This window comes from Paenibacillus paludis (assembly GCF_042610515.1).
Classification (GTDB): Bacteria; Bacillota; Bacilli; order Paenibacillales; family Paenibacillaceae; genus Paenibacillus_AQ.
Genome location: NZ_JBGJZP010000001.1, coordinates 312,519 through 329,799 on the forward strand (window position 1 = coordinate 312,519; position 17,281 = coordinate 329,799).

Consider the following 17,281-nt stretch of genomic DNA (forward strand, 5'->3'; position numbering starts at 1 on the left):
TAAATTCAGGAGGGAACAGAACATGAAGAAATTTATGCTGCTATTATTTATTGCGCTGCTGGCCTGTCCGAGTGGCACTGCCTTATCGGCAGCCGCTCCAGCGGTCAAGATCTCGTGGAATGGAACACCGATTACCTTTACAGGGGCCTCACCGGTTCAGGAGGGCAAGACCTGGCTCGTACCGATCCGGCCTGTCTCCGAAGAACTGGGTGCAGATTTGCAATGGGCTGCCAAAGAAAAGAAGCTTACCCTGTCAACATTTGCCCGGACAGCAATACTGGTTATCGGCAGCAAGCAAATGAAGGTCAATGAGCAGACCATTACTCTTCATGCAGCCCCTAGACAGCACCAGTCCGCCATCCTCGTTCCACTGGAGGCGCTGGAGGCAATTGGGCTTGTAACAGCCTGGAATCCGGCGAAAACCGCAGTGGATCTGAAGCCGGAATTCACCGTTGTTAAAAAGTACGTTTTCCCAATTCAGGTTGCAAGCATCCGTTACCGCGGCCAATACGAGGAAATTACCAAGGTCTTTACCCTGCTTGACAGCAAAGTGAAAGATGTAATCAATGGTCAAGGCATGAGTTTGTATTATGAGCAGAATTATGAATTAGGACATGACACAGAGATTTGCATTCCGGTCAGCAAGGCTGTGGAGGGCGAGTCTATAGAGTACAAGGGCCAGAAGATTCCGATAGTTACCAAAACGCTGGAAGGCGGTTATTTCCTGTCGGTGGTTCACCAGGGAACGCCGGATACGCTGGGTGACGTCTGGGCGCAAATGGACTTATATGCTAAAAATACAGGAGTCCAGCTTACATCACCGTCACGGGAAGTATATGTGCATGAGGATCTGAAGGATTATCGTAAACAGGTTACCGAAATTCAGCTCCGGTTCAAAGACCTATGAAGCCTTATAACGAAGGTACGTTTTGCTGGGCCGAGCTGGGCAGCGGTGATCCGGCAGCATCCGCTGCATTTTATACCGCATTATTTCCTTGGAGCACACAAACGACAACTATGGAAGATGGGCGAAGCTACACGGTATTCCAATCGGACGAACAAGATGTGGCTGCCATGTATTCCTTAGGTGATCCCAAGCTGGCCTCTTTCTGGGGCTGCTACATTGCTGTTCAGGACGTGGAGTTCTCAGCTGAACGGGCCCAGTCACTGGGAGCGGAAATGCTCATTGCTCCAAGACGAATAGCAGACAAAGGCGCTATGTGTGCATTCCGTGATCCTACCGGAGCAATGGTGGCCTTATGGGAAGCGGCAGAGCATCTGGGCTCGGGCGTTCAGCACGAACCGTACTCTATCGACTGGCATGAGCTGTATACAACAGATCTGAACGCCGCCGCTCATTTTTATACGGAACTGCTGGGGTGGGCAATGGAAGAAGTGCCAACTCCGTCAGGCCGTTATCTCCAGTTCAAAGTTGGAGCAGACTACGTAGCCGGCATGAAGGAAATTCCCCAAGACATGGCGAACATGAGCAGTGGCTGGGGATTATATTTCAAGGTTCCCGGAAGCGAGAAGGTCACTCAGCAAGCGGTAGCCTTGGGAGCTGCTGTGATTATCCCCCTGGCGCCAGTGCCGGGTGGCGGGACATTTGCCACTTTGCAAGACCCGCAGGGAGCTTTCTTTTCGATCCAGCACGGGTTCTAGGCACAAATTCTTCCGGGATAGCTTTAAACAACCGTTTGGTTATCCCGGATATTTCAAAAAGAATAGTGAGGTAGTGACACAATGACCTACTTGCAAATTACCAAAGAAAACATCGAACAAGAACATATCTGCTGCGCCCTGGGCGCGAAGCAATATGAGCAGGCGGTCCGGGACAAAAAGCAATGGCTGAGTGAACGGATGGAGGAAGGGCTGGTTTTTTACCGGCTGAATGACCGGGCGAAGGTTTTTATTGAATATTTGCCTGCCGAGAAGGCTTGGATCCCGCTTAATGCCCCTAACTATATGTATATTAACTGCTTGTGGGTATCTGGAAGACACAAGGACAATGGTCATTCCAAACTGCTTCTGGATAAGTGCAAGGCAGATGCCCAAGCCTTGGGCATGGATGGCATTGTGCATATTGTCAGCAAGAAGAAAATGCCTTATTTGAGCGATAAACGTTTTTTTGAGCATATGGGGTTTCAAATCACTGATGAAGCAGATCCTTATTTCGAGCTGGCAGTTCTCAAATGGAACGATGAGGGGGAGCGCCCGTCTTTTGCACATTCCGTGAAGTCTGCGCCAGCCACGGGCGACGGGATTAGTATTTATTACACAGCACAATGTCCTTTTGCCGTTGGCGTTTTGGAGGATTTGCGGTCAGTGGCGAAGGAGAGGGGTATCCCGTTTACGGCTCATCTCCTGACTACCCGGGAGGAGGCCCAGGCCGCCCCTTCGGTATGGACAACCTTCAGTCTGTTTCTTAATGGTACGTTCATGACTCACGAGATTATGAGTCCGGGCAAGTTCGCGAAACTGCTCGACAGCGCCAAATAGTAAGGATACAGGGAGGAAGAAACTTGAATTTAACTTATCTTACCGCTTCCGATGTGATCCGGCTGCTTGAACAGGGTGAGGTGAATTCCAGGCAACTGCTGGATCACTATTATGGCCGGATGGACCTTGTGAATGAAGGGCTCAATGCCGTGGTGCAGCAGCAGCGGGAAACTGCCTACGCCCAGGCGGATCAGGCCGACCGGGACAGAAAAGAAGGCCGGAGGTACGGGCCACTGCATGGTCTGCCGCTTACGGTTAAAGAGTCATTTAATGTCAGCGGGATGCTTACAACCTCTGGAGCCCCGCATTTAAAACATAACATTGCTACAGAGCATGCGGCCACGGTGCAACGATTGATTCAGGCCGGAGCGATCGTTATGGGGAAAACCAACGTACCGGTGATGACTGCAGACTGGCAGACTTATAATGATCTATACGGCACGACCAACAACCCATGGAACACAAACTTGACACCAGGGGGTTCATCTGGCGGCAGTGCGGCCGCTTTGGCGTCTGATTGCACGCCTGTGGAATTCGGCAGCGATCTGATCGGCTGCCTGCGGATTCCTGCGCATTATACCGGTGTATATGCCCATCGCTGCAGTCTTGGAATGCTGTCGCTTAGAGGACATGTTCCCGGCAATCCTCCCGGTGATCCAAGCGAACCCGATTTGTCGGCGGCTGGCCCGCTGGCCCGAAGCGCCAAGGATCTGCGGCTGATGATGGATGTGCTGTATGATCCCTGGGTAGATGTGCCTGTCCCTCCTGATTTCCGCACCAACACATTAAAGGAGCAAGCGAAGATTAAAGTCCTGACCTGGTTTGAAGCTCCTGAGCATGAAATAGATGAACGTATTAAACGCAGATATGCTGATTTTACCGCAGGTTTATCAAGGATGGAGGGGGTGGAGGTTCACCACGGAATGCCTCCTGAGATCCAAATGGACAAGTTGTTCGACCTGGCTATGAAGCTGTCTGGACGGCTTGTCGGCACCTCATTCAATTCAAGGCAGCGCCTGACTGCAAGTCTGGCCTCCCTTGGCCTGCGGGCATCCCGTTTGGTGACGAAGGCTTTTCCTGAAGGGCTAGAGGACTATTACCGGGGAATGAATCAGAGTGAGGGGGAACAAGAGGACACGGACCGCCTGCGTCAGGAATATAACCGTGTGATCACTTCCTTACTTCAGGAATATGATGTTCTGCTGCTGCCCATCAGTCCGGTATTGGCAATTCCCCACATGCAGCAGGCGGTAACTAGAAGGATTCTGGAAGTGAATGGAAGAGCAACTGGATATAACGAGCATTTAATCTGGAATATGCTCGCGACTGTCTTTGGGCTGCCTGCCACAATTTTGCCGCTGAACCGCTCTAACGATGAATTACCTTGTGGAATCCAGATTATCAGTGGGCATTTCAAGGATCATATCACCATTGACTTTGCCGAAATATGCGAGTCATTGACAGAGGGATTTCAAATTCCTCCTGGCTATTCATAACTGCACTACTCACCTTACATTTTCAAAATCACGATAAATATTATTTTCATCTTCAATAGTTTACGGATAGAAATGAGTAATAAAAGCACAGGGCCGCGGCTATGTGCTTTTTATTTGGCGGACGCTTATGCCGGGCAGCGCATGTATAGCCCCCGCCTGCTCTGTTATGTAAACGGCTCAAGCCGTTTCACTTTGCGATGCCTCGCGTTCTTCGGCCGATTGTATCTCAAGCTTACGGACAAGGGAGGGAAGTGAAAAAAGGTAGAAGAAGCTGACCGCTACTGTACATAGAGCGAGTATATAGTGCAGCCAAGTCACCGAAATCCATGCGGGAAAGGCCAGGGCGACAATACCCAGTGCCATGGAGTGGCCCAGCATCATGACCGGATCAATCAAAGCATTAACCCGGCCCATATTACGGGCGGGAACCAATTCGGGCATCCAGCTGCCAAGAACGATATTGATTGGCGCAATTGCAATACCCGCGAGCAGAATAATGACTAAGTATATCTCGACCCGACCGGCAAAACCGAGGCCCCCAATAAGCAGGCTGGCTGCGAATAACCCCGTTATAAGCACCGGAGTCCGGGTGAAGCGGGCAATGAGACGAGGACCGAGAATGCTGCCCAGCAGGAAGCCGATGCCAAGAAAAACGGTAATCATCGAGGAATAGACGACATAATTATCCGGACTCAGCTTATATTTCATTGCAAAAATCGGAAGCACAGCAAACACACCATTTACGATCCCAAAGAACAAAAAACCGCTGATAAGTACGAGCAGCAGCCGATTTCCGGTGATATAACGAAGACCCTGCCAGAAATCTGTAATGAGGTGCGAAAAGCGAAGCTCGCGAATACAGTTCTTGCCGTTAGGCATTCGGGCATTCTCGGGAAAATCCCCCCAGGCCAGCAGCAGACCCGAGATTAGAAAACTGGCACCGTCGACGATGATAGCGCCTTCAATTCCAACAAAATGATAAGCGGTCGCTCCCAGACTCATCCCGAATAACATGAACATTCCCATAACGATCTGGTTCAACCCTGATGCCTGAACATACTGGTCATGACCGATGCTTCCCTGCAGCAGCCCCATCTCAGCCGGACCAAAAAATTTGGAGATCGAGCTGCGCAGAAACAGGACCAGAAAACATAGCACGATTAGATCGTAATGCACGAATACCAGCAGCAGCAAGGTCAAACCGGCACGGATCCAATCGCTGTATGCGGCGATATGCTTTCGGTCGAACCGGTCGGCCACAACACCGACGATCCAGAATACTGCCAGTGTAGGCAAGGAATACATCAACTCCGCGGTCGTTGCCAGTGAGGGGCGCTCGCTGAACCGGTCTACCAGATAATAGGCAAAAGCCATGTTGCCGACCACCGTACCCAGTTGGGAAGCAAAAGCCGCAATAAACAGCTTGCAGAACACAGGATTGCGAAAAAGTGACTTCATTGAATCTCCTCCCTTAAACTCAAGAAATCCATTGCTTGGCCGGCTGACGGTTGAAGCAGCCTGTACAGATAGTGAAGTAGTGCATTGAATTGCATACTGGTATCCGCTTGCTTGATGCCAACCGTGATGGAATGTGTAACGATACCTTCCTGAAAGGAGGAGACCACCCTGGATATCTCACTAAGATCCATGACTGGAGTAAATTCGCCGCGGCTTACCCCCGTCCGAAGCAAATCTGCAAAACGTTCGATGCCTCTTTCGTACCGTCTTTCAAGCAGCTCTCTGCGTGGAGAATCACGCCAGCCGACTAGAAAATACTCGTAAAAAGCAGACATCATACCGCCGCCCTCCATTTGCTCCAAATCATGAAGCTGCTGGGTATAGAGTGTGATAATGACTTCCCACATGGATGATGAAGCAGCCTTCAAGTATTCAAGATACTGTTCATACTCAAGATCCTGACGATCCAGCAATGCTTCAAAAATTTCCTCCTTCGTTTGATAATAGAGGTAAATCCAGCCCCGGCTCATGCCTGCTTCCTCGATAATATCCTTCAGCGAGACCGCGCCGTAGCCTTTTCTAATAAATACACTTTTAGCAGCATCCAATATCTGCCGGCTTCGCTGTTCTTTCCGGTGATCCGTCAATCGGGGAGACATTTACCCGCCACCTTTCTAATTATCCAAAATGAACCGCGTGTCATTATTATTTTAATGACACGCGGTTCATTTTGCAACAAATAAATAGCGTAATAATCTATAATTATTAATAAGATTCTCTTGTTATATTGTCTTTAAATTCCAGGTTATTCTCCAATGGAACTAAGTTCTTGTTCTCCGATGTAAGAAGACAAGAACATAGTGCCATTAGAACCCGAGCCAGGCGAGGATATCTCACGAAATAAAAAACCACTTAGGCTCGGAAATCCCAAGCTCAAGTGGTTAATCGTGCTTTTATATCTTACAACGACCTTAAGTTGTCGGGTTCAATGCCCCTTGATACTCATTCATTAAATTGTCGATAATCTGCTGTACGGACAAAATCTCTTTAATCTCATGGACTCTGGACCCAGCAAAAACCAAACCGTTCTTAACATCTCCTCTAAGGGAAGTAAGCAGGGACTCCATTGTACAGAAGCGATGGGAACAAACCTTTAGACAATCATAGCATTTGACTATCTTTAATTTGGCATTATCACTGATCCGGTCCGTAAATTCATTCCGAATCGCTCTACCTTCTAGACCCACTGTAGACTTGATGAGGACAGTATCTCCTTGCTGAGCATCTACATACTTTTGCTTGAAGGCTAAGGGAGCATCACACTCATGGCTTGCCACAAAACGGGTACCCATTTGAACACCAGATGCGCCAATCCGAAGGGCTTTTGCGATATCATCCCCTGTCAGAATCCCACCCGCAGCAATAACCGGAATGGAAACGGCCTCTAAGACTTCAGGAAGGATATCAAACATGGATCTGTCTGTACCTAAATGGCCTCCAGCTTCGAACCCTTCCACAACGACTGCGGAGGCACCAAGTCTTTCGGAAATTCTGGCTAATTTGGCGGATGAAACAATAGTTACCACAGGAGTACCATATTCTTTACCCCAAGCATAAATATCTCTAGAAATTCCGGCTCCAGAAATAATAAAGTCAACCTTTTCTTCCAAAGCAACCTTCATTTTTTCGGCAAAATCCTTTACTGCGAATAGTACATTCACACCGATATAGCCACTCCCTTTAGAGAGTTCTCTTGTTTTGCGAATATGCTTTCTCAGCTCTTCAGTAGTGATCCCTGTACCAGAGATGGTGCCGATCCCGCCTGCATTGGCTACAGCAGCGGCTAGTCCACTTAAGGATATACCTACGCCCATTCCACCTTGAATAACAGGAACTCTGGATTTAATATGTCCGAATTGGATTGTTGGAAGTTTCAATTACACACCTCTTTCACAAATTGTAGATATCATAAAAACTCCTATGGAGTAATTAGCTATAACTTAACACAGTTAAGTCTTTCCCGATGTGACTGTGAGCATGCTCAAACTATGTTAAATATCATGTCTTATTGTGTTATTCTGTCTAATAGTGAACTCAATTTAGAGAGCGGGATGTTACTTGAAAAGAAAGATATTATATATTGAAGATAATGAGAAAATAGGCAATTGGGTAAAAGAAGAATTGGAGCAGCGAGGATTTTCAGTTCAGTGGCTGCTTTCTGGTGATGGAGCCGAAAAAGAAGTAAATCAGCATGAAATCGTTATTTTGGATATCATGTTGCCCGGATTAGACGGATTTACTGTGGGAAAACGATTAAAAAAGGCAGCTCCTGCTGTTCCTATTTTGCTGTTAACTGCCCGAACATCGATAGATGATAAGGTAGAAGGTTTACAATTTGCTGATGACTATTTAACGAAACCATTCCATACGGATGAATTAGTTGCAAGATTAGAAGTATTAATCCGTCGAAGGGGTGGAGCACATTCCGAACGCATTTCATTAGGGGATTATATTGAAGTAGATCCAGAAGTTCAAATGGTATTTGACAAACACACAGGAGAAGAAATTATATTGACAGGGAAACAACATCAAATTTTAATGTACTTCTTACGCCACCCTAATCAAGTTTTACCAAAAGAACAAATCTATGAAGCCGTTTGGGAAGAAGCTTTTATAACAGGTGATAAAACATTAATGGTACATATCCATCGACTGCGTCAAAAGCTGGAACGTCATCCGGATTCCCCAGAGATTATTGAAACGTTGAAGGGAATAGGCTATCGGGTGAAACTATGAAACAGACTAAATCATTATTTCGTCGTTTTCTAAAAGGACATTTTCTGTTTATCTTTTTTCCTCCGATTGTACTTATTTTCTTATCTGCGTTTATTGAGTCTCCTTTTAATGAAGAAGAGCTGAACAAGTTAAATTATTTTTACGTAGTATTGCTTTTGTTTGGTTTTATTATTGTAGCATTTGTTGTAATATCTTGGATTTTCTTCTTGAGGCTTCGTAAACGTCTCACCCGCTTACAGGAAGTCATGTCATTTTCAGCTAACAATTTTCCTAAACCAATATCTGTTCAAAGAGATCGTATGGATGAAATAGACCAGTTAGGAAGTTCTTTTAATTGGATGATTCAGCAGCTTGAAGACAGCCGCAAGCGAGAATATGAAGAGGAATTATTACGACATCGGCTCATTGCGAGTTTATCTCACGACTTACGAACGCCACTTACTATTTTGAGAGGACATATCACCAGATTAAATAAAGAAGCAATAAGTTTAGAAGGACAAAACTCATTAACAGAGATGAACCATACGATTACAAGAGTCGGAGATCTCATGGATGATTTACTTTCCTATACATTGCTTACATCAGGGAAACATCCTTTCGGGCCCACTTCAACAGATATTGGACGTTTAGTAAGAGCATCTGTTGCTGCGTGGTATCCTGTATTTGAAGAAAAAGAAATTCAGATCGATGTTGATTTACCGGCAGAGGCGACTTTTTATTGGGAAGCAGATCCTAAATGGATCACACGGGTTCTGGATAATTTATTTCAGAATATTCTTCGCCATGCAGCAGAGGGGAAATATGTAAACATTGTGGTTGATGTAGAAAAAGAACAGATCATTGTTGCAGACAGAGGTCCAGGTATGGATAACTCTTCCTATGAGCGTGGGGCGGGGATTGGTTTATCGGCTTTAAATTATATGTTGAAAAAAATGAAGCTGAAAGCTGACTTTATATCAAATGAAAATGGCACAAGAGTGGTTATTGGTAGAGCTTAACCTAAAGGTAACCCAGAATTAAACAGCATGATCACCGGGATGTAACTTTGCTTCTTTATAATTAGAACCATAACAGAAAGGAAGTGTTATGGTTGCTTACAATTGATAACTTAGTCAAACATCGCGGAACTGGGGAAATCTTATCAGGTATTAGTTTTAAAGCTAGACCAGGTAGAGTAACTGGTTTTTTAGGTCCAAATGGGGCAGGTAAAAGTTCTACACTTCGCATCCTGCTTGGATTAGATCGTGCCACCTCAGGGAGTGCGCTAATTAATGGAAAGCCATTCGCAGAATTACATAACCCTCTGGCAACAGTAGGTGCCGCACTTGATGGATTTGGAGCTCATCGTATGCGAACAGGACGGGCACATTTGCGTTGGATTGCCCGTGCGGCAGGATTGTCCCGCTCACGTGTCGAGGAAGTTCTGGAAATAGTAGGTCTTACTAATGCAGCTGGCAAAAGAGTTGGAAGTTATTCCCTTGGTATGGGGAGAAGACTTGGAATGGCTGCTGCATTACTTGGTGATCCACAAATATTGATTTTAGATGAACCCGTAAACGGGCTCGACCCAGAAGGAATTCGTTGGATTCGGACATTTTTACGTGAACGTGCTGATTCTGGAAACACGGTGTTACTGTCCAGTCATCTAATGGGAGAACTTGCAGAGACTGTTGATGATGTGGTGATTATTAAGCATGGAAAAATCGTTGCAGATGGAACATTGGAAGAAGTAATAGGTAACCATTCCACGCTGGAGGAAGCCTTTTTTGCCCTGACATCTGAAAATGCAGGTGAGGTTGTATGAGAGCATTCAACGCGGAACTATCTAAATTGTTCTCCCTGCCGGGCATTTGGCTTGCCTTTCTTCTTGGAGCATTTGCCCCAGCGGTCATTGCTGCCTTGGACAGTATAGCAGAAAAAGATGCGATTATAGCTGGAGTTAGCACACGGCTATCGGAAGTTGGATATATTGGCTTAGCTCTTGGTGTGCAAGGTGTCATTATTATTGGTGTGCTTGCTGTCAGCAGTGAGTATTTGACAGAGAGCAGTGAATCTGGTGGAGGACAACAGATTACAACAAGTTTAACTGTTGTTTCATCCCGATTTCTTTTTTTGCTGGCAAAAGCAGGCGCTGTGACAGTGATCAGCATACTGCTATGTATTGTTGCTATTATGACAACTGTGTCTGCAACGCATCTTATTCTCGGTGAATATGCCCCTGCATTTGAATGGTCTAAACTAATCGGTGCAGTTTGTTACTGGACATTCACTGCTCTTTTAGCCTTTGGGATTACTATTCTAACAAAGAATGGTATTATCCCGCTTGCTGTGCTCATGATAAATTCATCCGTTGTATCATTTAGTGTCCTGCTTTCTAAGGTTACAAAGTTGGCGTTTTACTTACCAGATAGGGCCGGCGCTGAAATGTTTATATTAATGAGCGACAGATTTCATACCCCGTTCACAGGCGGTGTAGTCATGTTTGCCTGGGTAGCCGTTATTTTCATTGTTGCAGCTATTGTATTCCATAGGAGGGACGTTGCATCATGAGTGTCTCATCTAGTAGAAAGATAACACAAATCCTTGGTGCTGAACTGGATAAATTAGTTACATTACCATTGATATGGCGCACTCTTATGTGTACCTTCATTCTTAATTTAGGTTTAGCCGCAGCTTTTACTTCTGCTGGTCTACAAGGAGCAGCAGGAACGCAAAGTATACTGAATATAGGACTTGCTTCTATGGGATATCTTCAAGCAGGGTTCATTATTCTTGGTATCTTCGCTACTTGTTCGGAGTATACGGGTGGACAGATTCGAACTACTTTAACTACGATACCTTGGCGTGGGTTTCAATTATCCACGAAGCATTTGGCATTGGCAATTATAACCATTCCTGCTGCATTTATTATTGCTGCATCAGGTGTACTATATACTTTTATTATGATGAGAGACACAGCAGTAGTGATAGAAATAGACACAATGATAAAAACATTAGTAGGTGCAACAGGCTATCTAACCTTAACCACACTTCTCAGTGCAGCTATAGGTGCTTTATTAAGACGAACTACTCCTGCTTTAGTGGTACTGCTTGGTTATTATTTCATTGTCAGTCCATTGTCGAGAGATTTTCTACCTAGTATTAAAAATTATTTTCCGGATACGGCAGGATATTATATGTATATGCCGCCTTCCTCTGATGAGATAAATGTCCTTACACCCATGCAAGGAACAGGTATTTCAATGTTATGGACACTGATCTTTTTTACAGCAGCTATTGTATTTTACCGTAAACGAGATGCCTAAGTTTATTCCATTGATGAATCCCACGGGATGTTCTTGAGAAAATTGAGCGGGAATAGCTTAGGAACAAAAATACTCTCTTTTATCTGCTTGTATAGCAAATAGAAGAGAGTATTTATTATATTTCGATAAGCAAAGTAGTACTCGAAGTATTTAATTTGTAATTCCAAAGCTAGTATTAGTTATATATTTCGGTTCATTGCTATGCAGGACATGAGAAGGGTTTCACAGGTTTGGCAGTCATGATAACGTTCTTTCTGTGCCTGTTCATACTCCGTTCATCTTGCCGTCACGTAGGGGACATCTTGGTTGATTACACTTTGAATATGTCGCTTGCGCGGCTCTACAGATATAAAGACAGGAGAAGATGAACGTGGCAGGAATGGTGGAAATAAAGACAGGGAACAGAATCCGCAAAAAACAGAAACTATGGTTGAAAATAATAGGAGGTCTTCTCGGGGCGCTTGTGCTGTTCATGGGCATCTTGTTTATCGTTAATGTGATCAGTAACGGGGTCGAGAAAAAGAAAATCGAACCGTACGGCCAGTATGTCAATGTGGATGGTAAAAAAATGAATGTGTTTATTCAAGGCAGCGGCGAACAGACAATCGTCCTTCTTCCTGGACAAGGAACTCCTTCGCCAGTGCTTGATTTCAAATTGCTGATCGATGAATTGTCTCCAGAATACAAAGTCGTAGCGATTGAGCCGTTCGGATACGGGTTGAGCGACGAAACTGAGAAGGAAAGAACAACAGAGAATATCGTCAGTGAAGTTCACGAAGCTGTGCAGCAGTTGGGTATTGACCGTTACGTTCTTATGGGACATTCCATCACTGGACTATACGGAGTGTCTTACGTGAACAGTTACCCGGATGAGGTTCTTGCTTTTGTCGGCATCGACAGCAGTGTTCCGAATCAGCCCGGAATGGATGTCAAATTGCCTCTAAAATCCATGCAGTTTCTGCAAAAATCAGGTCTGATGAGATTGTTCCAAAAGGTGAGCGAAGATCCATATGAGTCACTTGCCTTCGATGAGTATACTAAAGAACAAATGCGTCTCATTTCGAATCAAGTCGCAACCAATCCAACAATGATGGATGAGCTCAGACATCTCGGTACCAATTTCAAAAATGGAGAACAGCTTACCTACCCTAACGATTTGCCGGTGCTTCTCTTCGTCCAGTCGAATAACGAGAACAATGAGCAGTGGGTTCCGCTGCATGAGGCACAAGTCAAACAATCGGCACAGGGAAAAATGATCCCGATGGAAGGCTCACATTACCTGCATCATACGAAATTCAAAGAAATCGCCGGGGCATTCAAAGCGTACATGAAGCAAACACAACCATTCAAATAATAAGAGGAGAGAGAGAGTTTGGCACAAACAGCAGGAGAGGAAGTAAGGAAGCGTTCAATAGTGAAAAGAGTGCTGCATATTTCATTAAAAGTAATCGCCGCAGTGGTTATAGCTATTCTACTTTTTATCGCCATCGTATTTACTGTAAACAAAATCAGCAGTCATTCAGAACAAAAAAGAATGGAGCAGTATGGTCAGCTTGTGTCTGTAGATGGTAAGCATATGAATGTTTTCATCCAAGGCGAAGGCGAAGAAACCGTAGTGCTTCTTCCCGGTTATGGAACAGCGGCGCCTGCACTTGATTTTAAGCCACTCCTATCAGAGTTAAGCCCTTATTATAAAGTCGTCGTGATCGAACCTTTTGGTTACGGATTGAGCGATCAATCCCGGAAGGAGCGCAGTTCAGCCAACATTGTAAGTGAAATTCATGAAGCGTTACAAAGTCTCCGGATCGATCGTTACACCCTTATTGCTCACTCCATTTCCGGGCTCTATAGTCTGGATTATGTGAACCAATATCCAAATGAAGTGAAAGCCTTTATCGGGCTGGACAGCAGTGTTCCGTCACTAAGCGAACAGAAAATTGATTCGTCTGATACAGAACCGGTTAAATGGTTCCGCAACCTGGGCTTTGCCCGGTTACAATTGAAACTGAGTGCTGACCCTTATGAAGGACTGCCCTATGATAAAGCGGCTAAAGAACAATTGGACATCTTGATACGCAAAAACATGTATAATACAACTCAATTAAATGAGGCAGTGAGTATGTATTCCAACTTTAAAGCAGCAGAAAAACTCACTTTTCCTGCCAATTTACCTGTCCTTTTCTTTCTTCAGGCGAATCACCCTGCGACGGACCGATGGATTCCGGAACATGAGAAGCAGATACAGAACTCTGTACATGGAGAAATGGTCTTATTGGACGCGGGACATTATCTGTATCGTTCCCATTCTAAAGAAATCTCTGAAAAAATAAGGGGATTTACGGGAGGAATAAACTCAACAGATTAACAGTCTGGTACCATCATAAATCGCGCGCTGCGCGATTTTTTTTGCGTTGCAGTTACTCTCTTTTACGAACAAAAGGAGGCGAAAATTGATCTTTTCTGAAAAATCCACGGATGTCAAAGTGAAAATCGAAATGACAGGAATCTGCAGAAAGGATCGGGCCCCCAATATTTCCAACGGCGGCAGCCTTGAACTAGAAAATAAAGTTATAGACTGCCGCTGTTTGTTGAAATAACGTTTCCTTTTAGTTCAAAGCCACGTGGAAGTGAACTAATTTTCGTCCTCTGTAATATGCTTCAACAACTTGGCTGGATTACCTGCGACAATCGCATTTGCAGGTACATCTTTTGTTACTACCGAGCCCGCCGCAACAATAGAATTGTCACCAATCTTCACACCTGGCAAAATGGCGCAGTGCCCACCAATCCAGACATTGTTGCCAATCGTAATCGGTATGCCGTACCCAGTTTTATTTCGGTCCTTCGGTTCAATTGAATGACCCGCTGTATAGATTCCGACGTTCGGTGCAAACATGCAATCGTCGCCAATGTGAACTTCAGCCATATCCAATATGGTGCAGTTATAGCCAGCATAGAAGTTGCGTCCCACATGAATGTTATAACCTACGTCACAATGAAAATTATGCTCGATGCTTATTCCTTCACCAGCGCTTCCAAACAACTCTCGAATCAATCTTTCTTTCTCTTTCCCATCCTCAGGGTCGCAGTCATTGAAAGCCTTAATAAGCTTCTGGACACGCAAGCCTTTCTCCCGTAGTTCATCCGTTCCACGTTCGTAGTAGAACTTTCCTTTATTAGGTTCGCTCATAAATATCCCCTTATTCCAACATTTTACTAAGTATATACGATAGGGCGTTCACATAAAAACTATTCTGATATGATCTTGGATTGAAATTACAATCTGTAATAAGATTTACGTTGTCAACAATCACCATTTACCGCTTCTATTATTTTATAGCAGAGCATTGCCATTTCTGCAGCGGATTGCTTCGCACCGCTTCTAATCCAACTTGCAGCTACACTGTAGATGGCACCGCTCCAAAAGTAAGCAGCGTAGTTGGTAAGTAAGGATACTTCTTTTGATCTAATCAATTGTGCGTCTTGCATTTCGCTAAGTATAGTATCTGCCATGTTAACTTTCAGGATAATTTGTAAGCAGTCGATATGTTGTTCTAAAGTGTGAAATAAAGCAAGCCAATAATCATAAGAGTTTCTAATTGGATGATGCAGATTCATCGCAGCAACGATTTTATCTACAATTTCCTTCATCGTACTCTGTAGAATATCTTCTTTGGAGTTGTAATTCCGGTAGTAAGCAGTGCGGGACACCCCGGCCCGTTTAACGATACCTGTAATCGTTATATCCTCAAAAGCCTGATCCTTCATAAGCAGCACCAAAGCAGCTTCAATACTTGATCTAGTGATTCGATTAGATTCCTCATTTGATAACCTGAGGCCTCCCATACGTTGTAACTCTGTATCTTCTTTCTCAGACATTACAATCTCCCCTTCTTTGTTAAGCCCGTTCTATCATGCATTGACCCTGTTTGATATGATGTTACAATTGTAATGTCAGTTCGAATGTATGTTATTTAATGAATTTTGTCAATTGAATTTAAGAGGGGAAATCTTATGAAAGCACTAATTCTTGAAAAACCAGGGGAACTGGACAGCCTTACTGTTGTTACAAATAGGGAGATGCCAGAACCCAAAGATAATGAGATCAGAGTGAAGGTCTATACAGCAGGATTGAACCCTTCGGATTACCAAGTGGCTGAGTACGATGGTCTGGAGTCCGAGAAGAAACGCGTTCTGGGATTAGAAATTGCAGGAATTGTAGATGCCGTTGGCAGCAGCGTGAACAATTTTGAAATTGGAGACCGCGTGTACTATCTTCGCAGCATTAATAATCTCGATGGCGGATTTGCGGAATACTCTGTGACTACAGCTCACACTGCAAGCAAACTGCCGGATGAAGTGCCTTTCGAACTGGCAGCGGTAGTTCCGGCAGCAGGATATACGGCGTATCAAGCGATAATGCAGAAGCTTAAGCCGCAATCCGGTGGCACCATATTGATTCATGGCGGTGCAGGGGGTGTAGGGGGATATGCGATTCAATTAGCAAAAATATGTGGATTGAAAGTGATTACTACTTGCTTAGGAAAGGATATCGACTATGTACGCGTTCTTGGGGCAGATGAGGCAATTGATTTTACTAAAGGAAGTGTATATGAAGACATCTTGAATCTGACTAATGGCCGGGGTGTTGATTACGTTTTAAATACGATAAGTCCCGATAGTGCAACTAAAGACCTTGAGATTCTTGCCTTCGGCGGCGAAATGGTTGTAACGGCTGGATTCCCTGATTTTAGCAGAATCCGTTTTTATGATAAAGGGATGTCTTTACACGAGATAGCACTTGGTGCTGCTCATACACAAGGTGATTTTAATGCACAATCCAATCTGGCAAGAATTGGAGATCATTTTGGTAAATTGCTTGCAGAAGGAAAGATTGTACCTCCACAAATCACAACGATAACCATGGAAGAAATTCCATCCTATTTGAAAAAATTAAAAGAAGGCAAGATCACCGGCAAGGTTGCAGCCAGAGTCATTTAGGAGCGACTATTTGCAAAAGAGGGATCAATGATCGTTCTGATAGGTAGACGGAAGGAAAAATTGGAGGGGATTTCGGCGTTAATATCTCTATCAAACGGCCAATCCTGTATAATATCAGCAAATGTTACATGCCTAGAAGATGTGAATAAACTGCGCGAGCAAGTGTTAAGCCGTTTCGGGAGAACACTTTAGCTGTTGAGGAAAAAGAACATGGTATAAGGTTTACGTGGATTCATTTGTAAAAAACATGACTAAACGCCAATCAAATTGCAGTAAAAAACATAATTAAACGACTGTAAACAACCGTAAATAATCGGTTGTTTTTTGCATTAGATGCATTAGAAAGGGGGTACTCGGCAAATGGACAAGAACATGGTACTATTGCCGATTTGATGATTATCTAAAAGCTCCATTCCAGAAGGCGATGTTATATGAAGTGTAGTAATGGACCGTGGAGCGGATCTGTAGCCCGTTGTTGTCCAGACTGTTGCTACCAAAATGCTGGAGATAATAGTCATAGGTTCTCTCAGCATTATAAACCGATATCTCCGAAATATTGAACCCCTATCCGAAATTCAAGCCATATATAACAGAGATTTTATAGTTTATAATGTATTTCATAAAATCCATATAATTACATCAAAGAATTTAATTCGCAATAAAAAAAGAATATATTTCATTTTATGAAAGGAGAATATGTATTGCCGGAAATATCAATCATAATCC

At 44.3% G+C, this 17,281-nt stretch carries 18 protein-coding genes; 12 read left to right on the plus strand and 6 right to left on the minus strand.

Annotated elements, in window-relative coordinates:
- Window positions 1-22 precede the first annotated feature (22 nt).
- The 4 genes from ACAN56_RS01190 (at window position 23) to ACAN56_RS01205 (ending at window position 3,995) form a co-directional block, all read left to right on the plus strand.
- Window positions 23-907: a stalk domain-containing protein gene (locus tag ACAN56_RS01190; RefSeq protein WP_379139887.1), complete on the plus strand. Its 885-nt coding sequence runs from the start codon at window positions 23-25 to the stop codon at window positions 905-907.
- Complete coding sequence (locus tag ACAN56_RS01195) at window positions 904-1,662, plus strand: VOC family protein (protein WP_379139889.1); 759 nt, start codon at window positions 904-906, stop codon at window positions 1,660-1,662. The genes ACAN56_RS01190 and ACAN56_RS01195 overlap by 4 nt, the downstream gene beginning before the upstream one ends.
- A gap of 81 nt (window positions 1,663-1,743) precedes the next feature.
- Window positions 1,744-2,499 carry a GNAT family N-acetyltransferase gene (locus tag ACAN56_RS01200; protein WP_379139891.1) on the plus strand — a complete coding sequence of 252 codons (756 nt, stop codon included), beginning with the start codon at window positions 1,744-1,746 and terminating at the stop codon, window positions 2,497-2,499.
- Window positions 2,500-2,522: 23 nt separating this feature from the next.
- Window positions 2,523-3,995 carry an amidase family protein gene (locus ACAN56_RS01205; protein WP_379139893.1) on the plus strand — a complete coding sequence of 491 codons (1,473 nt, stop codon included), beginning with the start codon at window positions 2,523-2,525 and terminating at the stop codon, window positions 3,993-3,995.
- A 177-nt stretch (window positions 3,996-4,172) separates the two neighbouring features.
- Here ACAN56_RS01205 and ACAN56_RS01210 read toward each other — a convergent pair whose 3' ends face one another.
- The 3 genes from ACAN56_RS01210 to ACAN56_RS01220 all read right to left on the minus strand — a co-directional run bounded on the left by ACAN56_RS01210 (window position 4,173) and on the right by ACAN56_RS01220 (window position 7,390).
- On the minus strand, window positions 4,173-5,453 hold the full coding sequence (locus ACAN56_RS01210) for an MFS transporter (RefSeq protein ID WP_379139895.1): 1,281 nt from the start codon (window positions 5,451-5,453) through the stop codon (window positions 4,173-4,175).
- Entirely contained in the window at window positions 5,450-6,112 is a 663-nt protein-coding gene (locus tag ACAN56_RS01215) for a TetR/AcrR family transcriptional regulator (protein WP_379139897.1), read from the minus strand. Before ACAN56_RS01215 ends, ACAN56_RS01210 begins: the two co-directional genes overlap by 4 nt.
- A 312-nt stretch (window positions 6,113-6,424) precedes the next feature.
- A complete protein-coding gene (locus tag ACAN56_RS01220; protein ID WP_379139899.1) occupies window positions 6,425-7,390 on the minus strand; it encodes an NAD(P)H-dependent flavin oxidoreductase in 966 nt (321 codons plus the stop codon).
- Window positions 7,391-7,571: 181 nt separating this feature from the next.
- On the opposite strand from ACAN56_RS01220, the gene ACAN56_RS01225 reads away from it, so the two are divergent.
- The 7 genes from ACAN56_RS01225 to ACAN56_RS01255 all read left to right on the plus strand — a co-directional run bounded on the left by ACAN56_RS01225 (window position 7,572) and on the right by ACAN56_RS01255 (window position 13,919).
- Window positions 7,572-8,249 carry a response regulator transcription factor gene (locus ACAN56_RS01225; protein ID WP_379139901.1) on the plus strand — a complete coding sequence of 226 codons (678 nt, stop codon included), beginning with the start codon at window positions 7,572-7,574 and terminating at the stop codon, window positions 8,247-8,249.
- Entirely contained in the window at window positions 8,246-9,247 is a 1,002-nt protein-coding gene (locus tag ACAN56_RS01230; protein ID WP_379139903.1) for a sensor histidine kinase, read from the plus strand. Before ACAN56_RS01225 ends, ACAN56_RS01230 begins: the two co-directional genes overlap by 4 nt.
- Before the next feature lie 83 nt (window positions 9,248-9,330).
- A complete protein-coding gene (locus tag ACAN56_RS01235) occupies window positions 9,331-10,053 on the plus strand; it encodes an ABC transporter ATP-binding protein (protein WP_489685684.1) in 723 nt (240 codons plus the stop codon).
- Window positions 10,050-10,799 (plus strand): ABC transporter permease, encoded by a 750-nt coding sequence (locus ACAN56_RS01240; RefSeq protein WP_379139907.1) that lies wholly within the window; start codon window positions 10,050-10,052, stop codon window positions 10,797-10,799. Before ACAN56_RS01235 ends, ACAN56_RS01240 begins: the two co-directional genes overlap by 4 nt.
- Window positions 10,796-11,554: an ABC transporter permease gene (locus tag ACAN56_RS01245; RefSeq protein ID WP_379139909.1), complete on the plus strand. Its 759-nt coding sequence runs from the start codon at window positions 10,796-10,798 to the stop codon at window positions 11,552-11,554. Before ACAN56_RS01240 ends, ACAN56_RS01245 begins: the two co-directional genes overlap by 4 nt.
- Before the next feature lie 364 nt (window positions 11,555-11,918).
- A complete protein-coding gene (locus ACAN56_RS01250; protein ID WP_379139911.1) occupies window positions 11,919-12,908 on the plus strand; it encodes an alpha/beta hydrolase in 990 nt (329 codons plus the stop codon).
- 18 nt (window positions 12,909-12,926) lie between these two features.
- On the plus strand, window positions 12,927-13,919 hold the full coding sequence (locus ACAN56_RS01255; protein WP_379139913.1) for an alpha/beta fold hydrolase: 993 nt from the start codon (window positions 12,927-12,929) through the stop codon (window positions 13,917-13,919).
- A 267-nt stretch (window positions 13,920-14,186) separates the two neighbouring features.
- Here ACAN56_RS01255 and ACAN56_RS01260 read toward each other — a convergent pair whose 3' ends face one another.
- Both ACAN56_RS01260 and ACAN56_RS01265 read right to left on the minus strand, forming a co-directional pair.
- Window positions 14,187-14,744: a sugar O-acetyltransferase gene (locus ACAN56_RS01260; protein WP_379139915.1), complete on the minus strand. Its 558-nt coding sequence runs from the start codon at window positions 14,742-14,744 to the stop codon at window positions 14,187-14,189.
- A gap of 113 nt (window positions 14,745-14,857) precedes the next feature.
- Complete coding sequence (locus tag ACAN56_RS01265; RefSeq protein WP_379139917.1) at window positions 14,858-15,433, minus strand: TetR/AcrR family transcriptional regulator; 576 nt, start codon at window positions 15,431-15,433, stop codon at window positions 14,858-14,860.
- A gap of 135 nt (window positions 15,434-15,568) precedes the next feature.
- Between ACAN56_RS01265 and ACAN56_RS01270 the strand changes: the two genes are divergently transcribed.
- Window positions 15,569-16,555, plus strand: a complete 987-nt coding sequence (locus tag ACAN56_RS01270; RefSeq protein ID WP_038592525.1) for a zinc-binding dehydrogenase — start codon at window positions 15,569-15,571, stop codon at window positions 16,553-16,555.
- A gap of 396 nt (window positions 16,556-16,951) precedes the next feature.
- Here the strand turns inward: ACAN56_RS01270 and ACAN56_RS01275 are convergent, their stop codons facing one another.
- Window positions 16,952-17,110: a hypothetical protein gene (locus tag ACAN56_RS01275; protein WP_379140406.1), complete on the minus strand. Its 159-nt coding sequence runs from the start codon at window positions 17,108-17,110 to the stop codon at window positions 16,952-16,954.
- Window positions 17,111-17,281: the final 171 nt, after the last annotated feature.

What these genes read in the sequence shown, in the direction of transcription:
- ACAN56_RS01215 (WP_379139897.1), bottom strand. Translation starts at nt 6,112, where the DNA reads ATGTCTCCCCGATTGACGGATCACCGGAAAGAACAGCGAAGCCGGCAG.
- ACAN56_RS01245 (WP_379139909.1), top strand. Translation starts at nt 10,796, where the DNA reads ATGAGTGTCTCATCTAGTAGAAAGATAACACAAATCCTTGGTGCTGAA.
- ACAN56_RS01270 (WP_038592525.1), top strand. Translation starts at nt 15,569, where the DNA reads ATGAAAGCACTAATTCTTGAAAAACCAGGGGAACTGGACAGCCTTACT.
- ACAN56_RS01230 (WP_379139903.1), top strand. Translation starts at nt 8,246, where the DNA reads ATGAAACAGACTAAATCATTATTTCGTCGTTTTCTAAAAGGACATTTT.
- ACAN56_RS01200 (WP_379139891.1), top strand. Translation starts at nt 1,744, where the DNA reads ATGACCTACTTGCAAATTACCAAAGAAAACATCGAACAAGAACATATC.
- ACAN56_RS01265 (WP_379139917.1), bottom strand. Translation starts at nt 15,433, where the DNA reads ATGTCTGAGAAAGAAGATACAGAGTTACAACGTATGGGAGGCCTCAGG.
- ACAN56_RS01250 (WP_379139911.1), top strand. Translation starts at nt 11,919, where the DNA reads ATGAACGTGGCAGGAATGGTGGAAATAAAGACAGGGAACAGAATCCGC.
- ACAN56_RS01190 (WP_379139887.1), top strand. Translation starts at nt 23, where the DNA reads ATGAAGAAATTTATGCTGCTATTATTTATTGCGCTGCTGGCCTGTCCG.
- ACAN56_RS01195 (WP_379139889.1), top strand. Translation starts at nt 904, where the DNA reads ATGAAGCCTTATAACGAAGGTACGTTTTGCTGGGCCGAGCTGGGCAGC.
- ACAN56_RS01260 (WP_379139915.1), bottom strand. Translation starts at nt 14,744, where the DNA reads ATGAGCGAACCTAATAAAGGAAAGTTCTACTACGAACGTGGAACGGAT.
- ACAN56_RS01210 (WP_379139895.1), bottom strand. Translation starts at nt 5,453, where the DNA reads ATGAAGTCACTTTTTCGCAATCCTGTGTTCTGCAAGCTGTTTATTGCG.
- ACAN56_RS01240 (WP_379139907.1), top strand. Translation starts at nt 10,050, where the DNA reads ATGAGAGCATTCAACGCGGAACTATCTAAATTGTTCTCCCTGCCGGGC.